Genomic DNA, 12,616 nt, shown 5'->3' with positions numbered 1-12,616 from the left:
ATTAAAGATCTTACTCCTCTAAAAACTTATGCCTTCCCCATCGTGCTGATATCAATTACAAAGCGGTAACGCACATCCGAGGCCAGCACACGCTCCCAGGCTTCGTCAATCTGGTCAGCCGAAATCACTTCAATCTCGGAAGCAATCTGATGTTCAGCGCAGAAATCAAGCATCTCCTGCGTCTCGCGGATTCCCCCAATCATCGAACCGGCAAAGGAGCGGCGGTGGCCGATCAGCGAGAAGGCGTTAACAGCTAAGGGATCAGCAGGCGCACCAACATTCACCAGGGTTCCGTCCAGCGCCAGGAGTGACAGGAAAGCATTGATATTCACCTGCGCACTGACCGTATTAATGATCAGATCGAAGGAACCGGCTAGCTGCTTGAATGTCTCCGCATCACTGGTCGCATAATAATGATCTGCGCCCAATTGCAGGCCGTCTTCCTTTTTCTTCAGGGATTGGGATAACACCGTAACCTCAGCCCCCATGGCATGAGCAATTTTGACTGCCATATGCCCCAGGCCGCCGAGACCCACTACAGCTACCTTTTTGCCGGGAGCAGCTCCCCAGTGGCGCAGTGGTGAATAAGTGGTGATTCCGGCACACAATAGAGGTGCAGCAGCGTCAAGCGGAAGGCTGTCGGGAATCCGCACCACGAAGTCTTCAGTGACAACGATATGTGTGGAATATCCGCCTTGTGTATAGTGCCCGTGGCGGTCAGTCGCTCCATAAGTTCCTGTGTTCCCCTCCAGGCAATATTGCTCCTCACCTTGTTGGCAGCTGCTGCATTCGCCGCAGGAATCCACCATACAGCCTACCCCTACACGGTCGCCAACAGCATATTTCGTCACTCCAGAACCGATCTGGCTGACAATCCCGGCAATCTCATGCCCCGGAACCAGCGGATATTTCACCGGTCCCCATTCTCCGCGGGCGGTATGAATATCGGAATGGCAAATCCCGGCGTATTTAATCTCGATCAGAACATCCTGCGGGAGTAACTCCCGGCGTTCGATCGTAGTCAGCTTGAACGGGCCTTCCTGGCTGAATGCAGCGCGTGCGTTAACTTGTATCATAGTGAGACCTCTTTTCAATAGAATAGTAGACATCTTGCCTTAAGCTTTACAAAGCCTATGATATTCCTTAAAGTTAACTCTAAGTCAAGCCCGAAATATTCAGGACAGGAGATATAAGATGAAGACCTATTCCATAAGTGAAGCCGCAGCGCATTTCAACATGACCCCGCATACCCTTCGTTATTATGACAAAGAGGGCCTACTCCCTTCTATAGAGAGAACTCCCAGCGGCAAACGCGTATTCAAGCCCTCCGACATGGAGGCCCTGCGGATCATTGAATGCCTGAAGGCCTCCGGGATGCCCATCAAAGAGATTAAGCATTTCATTGAATGGTGCTCCGAAGGAGATTCCACCCTGCAGCGCCGATACGACATGTTCCTGGAGCGAAAGGCTTCAGTAGAAGCGCAGATGGAGGAATTAAGAAAAACGATGGAAGTCATAGACCATAAATGCCACTATTATAAGACTGCCCTGGAAAATAGTATGGAAGTGGTCCGCCAATCCTAACCAGCCGGATGGTTCACCAGTCTCCGCTGCGGTTATCGTTACATAGAACAGTTATCGCAGACACATCCTAAGACAGAACCTGTACTTAGAAGGGAGACTTACAAATGAAGGATGATCAAAAAGCTCCGCTCGACGGACGCACCGCAGGTGTCCACCCGATCCCGGAGGGCGAATCCAGTCCGGCGGACGGCCAATCTGAAACAGACAAGCTGGATGAGATCGTAGGCGCCGTGCTGGGGAATGACCCGGAAGTAGCAGCTCCCGGCCTTGCACCAGATTCGGAAGAGAAGAAGGAACGCAAGAATCCCTAAACTAACTACTAGGCAGTAAATAACCGGGCCGGACAAGAGTATCTCTTATCCGGCCCGGTTATTTGGCATGCTGCTCTTGCCGCTGCTGGTGGGTGTTGTTAGCAGGCATTTCTCCAAGAATTGCAACAACAAGGTCAAGCAATTATGATTAACCTCAGAATGGTTAGTGCCCGGGAGGTAGTCCAATGTCAAAAACGATATTAGTTGTAGACGATGATGAAGAAATCGTGAAACTCATCACCAAGACGCTAAGATATGAGCAATTCGCCGTCATCACAGCCAGTTCCGGGCGGGAAGCCCTATCAGCGGTGGATGATCACCCCATTGATTTCATTGTTCTGGATATAGTGATGCCTGATATGAATGGACTGGATGTCTGCAGAACGATCCGGTCCTCTTATAATGTTCCCATTCTGTTATTAAGTGCGCGGGATCAGGACATCGATAAAATTATCGGTCTGGAAATCGGCGCAGATGATTACATGACCAAGCCGTTCAGTATTCAGGAGCTGGCCTCCAGGATCAAGGCTCATTTCCGTAAAGTGGACAGGCTGCATAAAGAGTGGGGCGAGCTTATTCCCGCCAAAGACCCGGCTGATGCTCCGCTCATTTTGAATGACAAAACGTATGAAGCCTTCCTGTACAGCCGGAAGCTCGACTTATCCGCGAAGGAATTTCAGATTCTGTCTATCCTGATGCGTCACCCTAACCAGGTACTCAGCCGTGAGCAGATCTATGAGAATGTCTGGGGAGACGAATACGGAGAGATCAATACTGTAACGGTTCATATCAAGAATATCCGCAAGAAACTGGGTCCTGAGCATAACTTCATCAAAACCATTTGGGGCATAGGCTATAAATACACGGAAAGAGAGCAATAGGATGAAACTGAAAATAAAGCTTCCCCTGCTATTCCTGCTGATGCTGCTGATTCTGATGTTCTCTATTGGTTTGTATTTGAAGTTTGTCTTTGCGGTATATTCCCCTATACGTACCACCTTACTGGATTCACCATATATAGTATTACTGCTACCCATCTTCGCCATCGCGGGCTGTATATTTTTCATTCTGATCATCTATATTCATTATTATATTGAGAAGCCTATCCGGCGTCTGAATGCCCGGCTGGGGGAAGTCAATGTGGTCCATCCCTTGCCTCCGCTGGCTTTGAAGCGTAAGGATGAGATCGGAGAGCTCTATAAGCATTTCAATAAAATGGAGCATCGGCTTCAGCTCGCCCACAGAGAACAGACCGATATGCTTGCCGCCATCGCCCACGATTTGAAGACACCCCTCACCTCAATTAACGGCTTCACTGAACTTCTGGCTACACATAGGGACTTACCCGAAGCTGAAAAGCAGGAATTTTATGAATTGATTCAGCGAAAGTCAGCCTTTATGGTTGAGCTCCTTAATGATTTCTCCAGCTTCACCAAAGAAAAACTGGAGCTCGAATCCATGACAGCTACACCTGTAAAAGCGACAAAATTGTTTGAAGAGATTGCTTTTGAATACGAATACGAGCTGGCGGGACTTGATATTGAACTGACATGCCGCCATTCCTTCACGGACAGCATTTGGCTGACGGTCAATGAACCGATGCTCCGCCGGGTGTTCGGCAACCTCTTCAGCAATGCCGTACGATATGGTGGAAAGAATGAGCTGAAGGTGTATATGACCGGATACCTGCGGGAGCATCATGCTTATTTTCAGATTGAGGATAATGGCATTGGCGTGCCGGATAAGGATATGTCTTCGCTGTTCCTCAAATTCTTCACGGTGGACCCGTCGCGGCAGATCCGGAAGGGCGGACTTGGCCTGGGGCTGGCCAGCTGTAAATCGATTATTGAGCATCACGGGGGCGAGATTGTGGCCTACTCCTCCGAATACGGCGGTCTCGGGATTAGATTCAGCCTGCCTTTATAGTTTTTTATATTTTCTTCAGATCAATTTATTTTTCTTTTAATAAAGCTTCATGTTTGGATGTGACAATACGTTGTAGAAGGATGCAACAATCACTGGAACCAAGCAGGAGGTTTGAGGAAGAATGAGTATTTTATCCAAGAAAAGAATCGGCAGCACGCCCGCTATACAAATTGACGGAGTGCACAAAAGCTTTGGCGACTATACCATATTAAACAATCTTTCGCTGGAGGTCAGCCGGGGAGAGATCTACGGATTCCTGGGACTTAACGGCGCCGGGAAGACAACGACGATCAAGATGCTCCTGGCGATGATTAAGCCTACTTCCGGCAAGCTCTATATGTTAGGTGAGAAGGTCGATGCTGGAAACTCTAAATTATGGAGTAACGTCGGATATTTGGAGGAGGCTACCTTTTATCCGGATCTGACGGTAACGGAGAATCTGGATATCGCACGGCGTATGCAAGGCTTGCCGGACCCGGATGCCGTACATCAGGTGATCTATAAGCTGGGGCTGGAACCGCACAAAAAGAAAAAAGCAAAGCATCTCTCACTGGGGAACAAGCAGCGCCTGGGACTTGCCAAAGCGATGATTCACAACCCGGAAATTCTAATCCTGGACGAGCCGATCAACGGCCTTGATCCCGCAGGCGTGGCGGAGATACGGAATATGTTATACAATCTGGCGCACAATTTCGGCATCACTGTTTTTATATCCAGCCATCTGTTAGAGGAGCTCTCGAAGGTGTCCACACGGATTGGCATTATCCACGGCGGCCAGCTGGTGCAAGAAGTCGCAATGGATAAGCTGGAGCAGTCCTTAGAGAAAAGCCTGGTCGTGAACGGCCGGAACAAACCTGCCTTAAAGAAGGTGCTGGAAGAGCATGGCTATGACTTTGTGGATACCCCGGACGGCTCTATTAAACTAACCAATGAACATGCGGCAGATCATCCTGAACGGCTGGCCGAACTGCTTGTTACCTGCAATCAGCCGCCAACGTCACTCCGGGTAGTTACAGAGGATCTGGAAGGCTATTTTCTCCGCACCATCGGGGTTAACAGGGGGATTAAATAATGAATATTCTATCGGTGTTACATTGTGAGCTACGCAAGATTATCCGCTCGAATGTGTTCTGGATTATGTTTCTGGTTCTAGGCTTCGGGCCCATCATGATGGGCGTCGGAAATGTATTATCCAGTGACGGTGTCAACTGGGAAGCGTATTTAAACGGATTGCTGGAGACACTTGCCCCGCTGGGACTGATCGGATACACCTTTGTAGCCGCATGGGTATTCGGACGGGAATTTTCGGACCGGACCATCAAAGATTTACTGGCCAAGCCCATTTCCAGAGCGAAAATTGTATTGTCCAAATTCCTGGTCATTTTAGCATGGTGTCTGTTACTTTCCATCTATATGTTTGCCGTAGGTCTTGCCGTAGGGGCCATCCTCGGCGTTGCAGGCGGGTCCGCCGCTTTCATTTGGAGCTTGTTCATTAAATTCCTGATCACCTCACTGCTGTACATCTTTGTGACCGCGCCAAGCATTCTTTTGGCTAATGTGACCAAGGGCTACCTGGCCCCCCTTGGGCTTATCCTGATCATCGTCATTCTGTCCAATGTATTGGCCTCCTTCGGATTCGCGCCTTATTTCCCATGGACCATCCCCTCGGTATTTCAAAGCACCGGTTCGCTGCAGCTAAGTAGTATCATCATACTTGCCTATACCGGGATTATCGGAATCGCCGGAACCTTTGCCTGGTGGAGATATGCGGAGCAGCCTTAAGCGGGAAATGATCACTCCTCATCACCTGCGGCGCCTTTCATCGCCTCCTGCTCACGGAAGGCCGAGGGTGTCAGTCCGTACTTTTTCTTGAACAGGGTGGAGAAGTAAGTGATGTTGTAGATCCCGACCGCTTCACTGATCTTGGCCGCCGTGTCAGGTGTAGCAGCAAGTAACTCCCTGGCTTTGTCCAGCCGGGTGTTGTTCAGGTATTCACTGAAGGATTGCCCGGTTGCTCCTTTGAACAGCTTGCCCAGATAGCTGGGTGACAGTCCGGCGATTTTGGACACCAGATCGAGGGAAATATTAGGCTCGGCATAATGTTCATGGACATAATTCTGTACTCTTTCAATGAGACTATTATGCTTCTTAGCATTCATCCAGTGATTTTTGTCTTCAATTAACTTGCAGATCGTGGAGCAATAGCGGCCAAACAGGTTGCGGATCTCCGCCAAATCCTCAGCACCTTCAATCTCGGTTACCGCCTGCAGGTAATCATTGAAGTTAGAATCCGGCACATGCTGTAAATAATCGAAATGTTTCAGCAAAGACAACATGAGCTGAGTGCTAAAGGTAATGATCTGATGAACCGAACCGCCGGATATGGTATCGATAAATTCTTGGGTGGCGCTAATAATAGGCTCCGGCTTGCCCTGCTGCACGGCATCAATCAGCTTCTTCTCGCAGGCGCCGGGATAGCTTAAGGCCGTTAACACATGGTGCCTTGTCGCCGCTGCATCCAGAATCGCTTCTTTTCCATAGATTAAGCGGTATTTCACATACTGCTGCGCGGAAGTATACGAGGACGGAATATTTCCCTTGCCAAAGGCTATATCTCCTATACCAATAGATACTGTCACCTTGAAGTAACGGTTCAGGAAGCTTTGAACATCACGCAAGGCAGGCTTCAGCTCCTCCGGGAGCTGATTTTTCGTGTATTGAAGGATGGCGGCCGCTTCGTTTCCTCCCATAATGAGAACATCACAGGGGCCGATATGTTCCAGCAGCTCTTTGGCGATATTCCCAAGCGCGAAGCGTAGCAAGGCCTGCTGTTTCCCTTCCATCCTCTCTCCTGCAGGCTCAAGCTCATTAATCTTGAACACCAGCACGCCAAAGAACGGCCCCGCAACCTCCTCGCCGATCTCCTTAATAATTTCGCTTGAGACCGAATTCTCCAGAGAATGACCACGCAGCAAGGCATGAAGATAATGCTCACGAACAGTCCGGGAAGAATGGTTGATGACGAACTGCATCGATTTCTCACGTTCATGATAGGATTGGAACACCTCGTTCATCATCTTGTACTCATCAATCAGTGCCAAGCCGGATGCCGGTTTGACCGGATTTGGCATCACTTTTTCCAGTAGTGCCGTTAAGGGTCTGTTCATGTTCGAGGTCAACAGGATAGAGAGCAACAGGCCTGCAAGTACAATACCGGCTGTGACCTGCAGCGTAATGCTCCGTAGCCTGTCAATGTCAGAGATGAGCTCGGAGTACGGTGAAACGCTTACAAAATACCAGTCCAGTTCCTCTGATTTCACATAAGTGACCAGACTCTTTTTGTTTGCGATCGTCGTGGTGAAGCTGTTCTCCGGTTGGTTCTCAATTAATATCGTCCGCACATACTCCTCCCCGGATAGATCATCCAGGAACAGATTGGAATCGGTGTGAGACAGCACTTTACCTTCATTATTAATCACGAAGACATTATTAGCGGCGTCCACTTTGCCGATCTTGCGGATGGTCGCCAGAATCGACTGCTCCTCCACATTGATATAGATCAGCGGACTACCTGTGGTCTGGTATGCGAAATTCGGGTACAGCAAGAAGGTCAGGAACTGTAAGGGTCTGCCGCTATTACGGCTTGCAACCTTCAGGCTGCGCGGATTGAATTCCATGTACTGCTTCGCGCTGAGCGCAGTGAGCGATGCGTCGAACGGAAGCCCGGCTGTATCGATTGTTGTTCCTGTAGAAGGCCGGTGGATTCCGATACTATGGATATAAGGGTTCAAATTGGCAATTTGTTCGATCTGCTGAAAAATATGATAATTGCTTACCTTGTCCTCCACCGTCTCATCCAGAAAGGTAAGGATCTCCGGTTGAATCAGCAGTGTATTTCCGATCGTCATGACCTGGTTATAGACGACATCGGAGGCGTAAGTAATCTGAGATAACATCGCCCGGGAATTGCGTTCGATCTCCTTGATGGTGCTTCTGGAGAACAAGGAGAAGAGTACACTGGAGAGCAGGCTTACAGTTAGCAGAACGAGAAGGAAATATGAGATTGTGAGTTTTTGAAAGGCCTTGTATCGAACAAGCCGCTTGATGGTTGTCCGCATGCTGAATTCCTCCCCTTGCTGCCCGTTATCATTTCTAAATATAGACCATTTACGGCCGAAAAGGTACTGAATCAGGGGAAAATGAAAGCCATTCCGTTTTTTTGAAAGCCTTGTCAGCTAATTCGAAAGCGTTTGCCGGGTTTCGAAATAGACACTTGCTGCGGCTATGGCTAAGCTGAAATCATGGCAACAGTCATTTATAACAAATAGGGGGGAACAGGAATTGAAGAAAAAACGGCGGCCAGGATTGAGCATACTGTCTGACATCCGCAGGAATGGCACATCCTATTTGTTAATTTTGCCGGCCATGGCATACACATTTATTTTCGGGTATATGACCTATCCTTATCTGGTCATTGCTTTCCAGCGCTTCAATTATACAAAGGGAATCTTCCATAGCGAATGGGTGGGGTTCAAAAACTTTGAGTTTTTCTTCCGTTCCAATAAAGCGCTTACAGTTACCTTTAATACCATTTACCTTAATTTACTGTTTATTATTTTTGGTACCCTGATGGCGCTGGCTATTTCATTGGTGCTGAACGAGCTGCGCAAGAAGCTATTTGTGAAGATCAGCCAGTCGCTGATGTTATTCCCGAATTTCATCTCATGGATCGTCATCAGCTATGTGCTGTATGCGCTTTTCTCCATGGATATGGGCGTGATTAATAGAATCCTGAACCAATTCGGAATGGACTCCGTGAACTGGTATACCGATGCCCAGTCCTGGCCGGCGATTCTGACCATCATGCATGTGTGGAAAGGCGCCGGTATGAGCGCTATCATCTACTTGGCAACCATTACCGGCATTGACGAGACGTTGTATGAAGCCGCAGAGATTGACGGGGCGAACCGCCTGCAAATGTGTTTTAGGATAACACTTCCGCTAATGATGCCAACGGTTATTATCCTGACCATGCTCTCAGTCGGCAAAATTATGTATGGCGATTTCGGGATGATCTATGCACTCATCGGGGACAACGGCACACTGTATTCGACCACGGATATTATTGATACGTATGTATTCCGTTCCTTGCGCCAGATCGGCGACCCTTCCGAAGCCATGGCCGTAGGACTGTTCCAGTCCGTTATCGGATTCATCCTTGTCTTTGGTACCAATGCCATTACCCGCAAGTACTTTAAAGACGGCGCATTATATTAAATCCGGGAAGGAGGAGTTTTAATGAAAAAGTTCTCAATCAGCAAGACGGTCATGTACACACTGACTGCGGTCTATTCGGCGCTGTGCCTGCTTCCGATGCTGCTTGTGCTGATGATCTCGATCACGGATGAGGATGCCATTCTTAAGAACGGCTATAGCCTGTTTCCGGAGAAATTCTCTCTGTATGCCTATAAGCTGATCTTCACGAGCGGCTCCCAGGTCATTCAGAGCTATGGCATTTCGATCTTTGTCACTCTCGTCGGTACCACGCTGGCCCTGCTGATTACTTCTATGGCAGGCTACACCCTGGCGAACAAAAATGTGAGGCACCGCAATCTGCTGGCCCTGTACTTTTTTATCACCATGATTTTCTCCGCCGGCATTGTGCCCTGGTATCTGATGAACCGGGCGCTCGGCTTAACCGATAATATTCTCGCTCTGATTATTCCGTCCCTGCTGTTCAGCCCGTTCAACCTCTTCCTGGTGCGTAATTTCATGAACGGCATTCCTGACTCGCTGCGGGAATCCGCCACCATAGACGGGGCCAGTGATATTGTCATTGCTTTCAAGATCTATCTTCCGTTATGTAAACCGGTACTGGCGACCATCGCCCTCTTCTATGGACTGGATTATTGGAACAATTGGTGGAATGCGATCATGCTGATCGACACGAAAGACTTGTACCCGCTGCAATTTATGCTTCTGCAGATGCAATCGGAGATCAGTATGCTGAACGATATGGCCATGCTGGCCGGAACAAGCGACGTTACGCTTCCTTCGGAGTCGGTCAAGATGGCGACAGCCATCGTAACCATCGGGCCGATCATCTTCCTCTATCCTTACTTACAGAAGTACTTCGTGAAAGGGCTCGTGATCGGTTCAGTCAAAGGCTGATGTCATCCCTTAGGGGTTAACATATAGAAGACAACATAAGAGGAGGTCCGTATTATTCATGAGAAAATCCTATGCAACCCTGTTAGCTGTGGTGCTTGCCCTGTCCACCCTGGTCGGGTGCGGCAAGGCGGATAATGCCAGCCCTGGCGCAAATGGAGAAAGCAATGCTTCATCCCCGAATGCAGAGAATGCTAATAACTCTGAGGTCGTCAAGATCAAATACGTAGTTCCCGGCACCGAGCCGAAAGACTACCAGAAGGTGTTCGAGAAGGTCAATGAGAAGCTGGCTGCAGACGGTGTCGGCGTTGCCGTGGAGAAAATCTTCATCCCCTGGGATGCCTGGGACCAGAAGCTGAACCTGATGCTGTCTACCGGTGAAGAGTTCGATCTGTTTCATGTCATGCAGGACCGTACTCCTTTTTCCAACTATTATACCCGGGGTGCACTGGCCGATATCTCAGAGGAGATTGAGAAGTACGGAGCCAACCTGAAAAAGAATATTCCGGAGGACATCTTCAATGGAGCCACCATCGGCGGGAAATATTATATCGTCCCCTCCTACTGGGTTGAAATGGCCAGTGAAGGCCAGTTCAATATCCGCCGCGACATTCTCCGCGAGAACAATTTGCAGGAGCCTACAACTCCGGCTGAATTGATTAGCGCCTGGGAGACGGTGATGAAGAACTGGAAGGGGAAGAACAAGCCTTACTTAGGCACCCGGGCTGATTTTGACCCGATCAATCTGCATACCTCCATCCTGCACCGGACCTATGATACCTTCCCGTTCACGGTTAAGGATAAGTTCTTCTATGTCAACCAGAACGGAGAGGTCAAATCCTGGATTGAAACCGATGAATTCAAGCAGGATGCCGCCTTCATGCACGAGCTGTACACCAAAGGAATTACGAACCCTGACATCCTGGTCATGAAGCAGGAACAGGTAGATGCCCAGCTCGACAGCGGAGAATGGTTCGTACGCCTGGGAACGGGCGGAAGCTTGAACGGGCTCCAGAAGTACAATCCGAATGCTACAGTGGACGATATCGGCGTAGTATGGTTTAACCCGGAGAAAGAGTATCTGCGCCCCCTCTCCTTCAAGAACGGAAATGCCGTACCGGCGAACAGCAAGCATCCCGAGGCGGCCGTTAAGTTTATGGATTGGATGCTGGCCAGCCAGGACAACTACGATCTGGTTCAATATGGCATCGAGGGTGAGCACTACACCAAAGATGGCGACAAGGGCCTAAAGCCGATCAGAGACCCGAACAACAATAATAATCCGCGGTACAGAGGCTCTGATTCGCAGAACGGCAATGTGAACTTTATGCGCTTTGACCCGGAGAGCAGTATTCCTGAGAATAACAAGGTCTTATTCGAGCCTAATCCGAGTGCGGTCAACAGTATTGCAGCCAACTTTATTTTTGACCCGACGAATGTAAGAACTGAATATACCAATATTCTCTCGGAAGCTTCAGCCAGCATCACTCCGATCTATATGGGTGTGCTGGACTACGACAAGGCCTTCCCGGAAGCGCTGGATAAAATGAAGAAGGCAGGTCTGGACAAGGTCGTTGCCGAATATCAGAAGCAGTTCAAGGAATATCAAGCTTCTCTTCAATAAAAAGTGCTGCTAGAATAAAGGAGTGAAAAAATTTTGAACCTGCATCAGCAAAAACAAGAGTTTGAAGCAACAAAAACTATTTATGAAAGCGCAACCCTGGAATTTAAAAATGTGGATGGATTTGATGTTTATAATATCTCGATTCCTTTTGAACGTGATGGAAAACATTACTTGTTCGGCCGGGTAGAACGCCGGGAAGAATGGGCCCGCTCATGGGTCCGTCTGTTCGAGGAAACAGGCCAGGATGAGTGGACCCTGGTGGAGAACAGCACGATCTATACGCTGGAGGACCCTTATATCAGCGAAATAGGTGATGAGCTAGTACTGGGCGGAACGCATGTGCAATATGAAAGCGGCAAATACAGCACGTATTTCGGTTATTTTTACCGGGGGACGGATCTCCACAATTTGTATTACTTTACTACCGGTCCTAACAAAATGAAGGATATCCGCCTTGTTGCTCTGGCGGACGACAGAATTGGCGTCTTCTCACGTCCGCGGGGCAACGAGGTGAAGGGCCAATATGACAGCGAATCCATGATCGGCTTCACGGTGATTGATAAGCTGGAGGATTTGACTGCTGACGTTATTGAGAATGCCCCGTACATCCATGGTATCTTCGGAACAGGTGAATGGGGAGGCGTCAATCAGGCTTACCTGTTGAGCAGCGGCAACATCGGAATCATCGGCCATATTTGTTATTCGCATAAGGAGGAGAACGGGCAGGAAATCAAGGTCTATCTGAACATGGCCTTCATCTTCGATCCCGTGACCCGGGAATCTCATAACCTGCATCTGATTGGAAGCCGCTCCTGCTACCCGCCCGGACCTGCCAAGGCACCGTATTTGACGGACTGCGTCTTCTCTTCAGGGATCGTGATGCGTGAGGATGGCAAGGCTGATCTGTACAGCGGGATTGGCGACTGCCAGGCTGGACGTATTACGATTGACTATCCGTTTGCGCCCTATGGAAGTATTGTCTAGCACGCAGTTCAACACTCAA

The 12,616-nt window shown here is 49.0% G+C and carries 12 protein-coding genes; 10 read left to right on the top strand and 2 right to left on the bottom strand.

Annotated elements, in window-relative coordinates; all coding sequences use genetic code 11:
- Positions 1 to 26: 26 nt before the first annotated feature.
- On the bottom strand, positions 27 to 1,076 hold the full coding sequence (locus NYE24_RS28120; protein WP_036691043.1) for an NAD(P)-dependent alcohol dehydrogenase: 1,050 nt from the start codon (positions 1,074 to 1,076) through the stop codon (positions 27 to 29).
- 118 nt (positions 1,077 to 1,194) lie between these two features.
- Between NYE24_RS28120 and NYE24_RS28115 the strand changes: the two genes are divergently transcribed.
- The 6 genes from NYE24_RS28115 to NYE24_RS28090 all read left to right on the top strand — a co-directional run bounded on the left by NYE24_RS28115 (position 1,195) and on the right by NYE24_RS28090 (position 5,603).
- Positions 1,195 to 1,584, top strand: a complete 390-nt coding sequence (locus tag NYE24_RS28115) for a MerR family transcriptional regulator (RefSeq protein ID WP_342477194.1) — start codon at positions 1,195 to 1,197, stop codon at positions 1,582 to 1,584.
- A 104-nt stretch (positions 1,585 to 1,688) separates the two neighbouring features.
- Complete coding sequence (locus NYE24_RS28110; protein ID WP_342477193.1) at positions 1,689 to 1,895, top strand: hypothetical protein; 207 nt, start codon at positions 1,689 to 1,691, stop codon at positions 1,893 to 1,895.
- Between the two features lie 185 nt (positions 1,896 to 2,080).
- Entirely contained in the window at positions 2,081 to 2,776 is a 696-nt protein-coding gene (locus tag NYE24_RS28105) for a response regulator transcription factor (RefSeq protein ID WP_342477192.1), read from the top strand.
- 1 nt (position 2,777) lies between these two features.
- Complete coding sequence (locus tag NYE24_RS28100) at positions 2,778 to 3,821, top strand: HAMP domain-containing sensor histidine kinase (RefSeq protein ID WP_036691052.1); 1,044 nt, start codon at positions 2,778 to 2,780, stop codon at positions 3,819 to 3,821.
- A 121-nt stretch (positions 3,822 to 3,942) separates the two neighbouring features.
- Positions 3,943 to 4,893 (top strand): ABC transporter ATP-binding protein, encoded by a 951-nt coding sequence (locus tag NYE24_RS28095; protein ID WP_076155331.1) that lies wholly within the window; start codon positions 3,943 to 3,945, stop codon positions 4,891 to 4,893.
- Positions 4,893 to 5,603: an ABC transporter permease gene (locus NYE24_RS28090; protein WP_036691056.1), complete on the top strand. Its 711-nt coding sequence runs from the start codon at positions 4,893 to 4,895 to the stop codon at positions 5,601 to 5,603. The genes NYE24_RS28095 and NYE24_RS28090 overlap by 1 nt, the downstream gene beginning before the upstream one ends.
- Positions 5,604 to 5,614: 11 nt before the next feature.
- On the opposite strand, the gene NYE24_RS28085 is transcribed toward NYE24_RS28090, so the two are convergent.
- Positions 5,615 to 7,939: a helix-turn-helix domain-containing protein gene (locus NYE24_RS28085; RefSeq protein WP_342477191.1), complete on the bottom strand. Its 2,325-nt coding sequence runs from the start codon at positions 7,937 to 7,939 to the stop codon at positions 5,615 to 5,617.
- Positions 7,940 to 8,246: 307 nt separating this feature from the next.
- Here NYE24_RS28085 and NYE24_RS28080 point away from each other — a divergent pair, with 307 nt between their 5' ends.
- The 4 genes from NYE24_RS28080 to NYE24_RS28065 are packed head-to-tail and all read left to right on the top strand — an operon-like array spanning position 8,247 to position 12,597.
- Positions 8,247 to 9,098 carry an ABC transporter permease subunit gene (locus NYE24_RS28080; RefSeq protein ID WP_342477190.1) on the top strand — a complete coding sequence of 284 codons (852 nt, stop codon included), beginning with the start codon at positions 8,247 to 8,249 and terminating at the stop codon, positions 9,096 to 9,098.
- A gap of 21 nt (positions 9,099 to 9,119) precedes the next feature.
- Positions 9,120 to 9,992 (top strand): carbohydrate ABC transporter permease, encoded by an 873-nt coding sequence (locus tag NYE24_RS28075; RefSeq protein WP_342477189.1) that lies wholly within the window; start codon positions 9,120 to 9,122, stop codon positions 9,990 to 9,992.
- Positions 9,993 to 10,050: 58 nt separating this feature from the next.
- Entirely contained in the window at positions 10,051 to 11,613 is a 1,563-nt protein-coding gene (locus tag NYE24_RS28070; RefSeq protein ID WP_342477188.1) for an extracellular solute-binding protein, read from the top strand.
- Positions 11,614 to 11,646: 33 nt separating this feature from the next.
- Entirely contained in the window at positions 11,647 to 12,597 is a 951-nt protein-coding gene (locus NYE24_RS28065) for a DUF1861 family protein (RefSeq protein ID WP_342477187.1), read from the top strand.
- The last annotated feature ends 19 nt before the right edge of the window (positions 12,598 to 12,616 follow it).

The sequence above is a fragment of the Paenibacillus sp. FSL H7-0350 genome (assembly GCF_038593195.1).
GTDB lineage: Bacteria > Bacillota > Bacilli > Paenibacillales > Paenibacillaceae > Paenibacillus_AQ.
The sequence above is the reverse complement of the archived record's forward strand: the minus strand, read 5'-3'. Positions and strand labels throughout refer to the sequence as shown.

Excerpts from the sequence above, each read along its gene's own strand:
- NYE24_RS28090 (WP_036691056.1), top strand. The coding sequence starts at position 4,893 with ATGAATATTCTATCGGTGTTACATTGTGAGCTACGCAAGATTATCCGC.
- NYE24_RS28100 (WP_036691052.1), top strand. The coding sequence starts at position 2,778 with ATGAAACTGAAAATAAAGCTTCCCCTGCTATTCCTGCTGATGCTGCTG.
- NYE24_RS28070 (WP_342477188.1), top strand. The coding sequence starts at position 10,051 with ATGAGAAAATCCTATGCAACCCTGTTAGCTGTGGTGCTTGCCCTGTCC.
- NYE24_RS28110 (WP_342477193.1), top strand. The coding sequence starts at position 1,689 with ATGAAGGATGATCAAAAAGCTCCGCTCGACGGACGCACCGCAGGTGTC.
- NYE24_RS28115 (WP_342477194.1), top strand. The coding sequence starts at position 1,195 with ATGAAGACCTATTCCATAAGTGAAGCCGCAGCGCATTTCAACATGACC.
- NYE24_RS28075 (WP_342477189.1), top strand. The coding sequence starts at position 9,120 with ATGAAAAAGTTCTCAATCAGCAAGACGGTCATGTACACACTGACTGCG.
- NYE24_RS28085 (WP_342477191.1), bottom strand. The coding sequence starts at position 7,939 with ATGCGGACAACCATCAAGCGGCTTGTTCGATACAAGGCCTTTCAAAAA.
- NYE24_RS28095 (WP_076155331.1), top strand. The coding sequence starts at position 3,943 with ATGAGTATTTTATCCAAGAAAAGAATCGGCAGCACGCCCGCTATACAA.
- NYE24_RS28105 (WP_342477192.1), top strand. The coding sequence starts at position 2,081 with ATGTCAAAAACGATATTAGTTGTAGACGATGATGAAGAAATCGTGAAA.
- NYE24_RS28120 (WP_036691043.1), bottom strand. The coding sequence starts at position 1,076 with ATGATACAAGTTAACGCACGCGCTGCATTCAGCCAGGAAGGCCCGTTC.
- NYE24_RS28080 (WP_342477190.1), top strand. The coding sequence starts at position 8,247 with ATGGCATACACATTTATTTTCGGGTATATGACCTATCCTTATCTGGTC.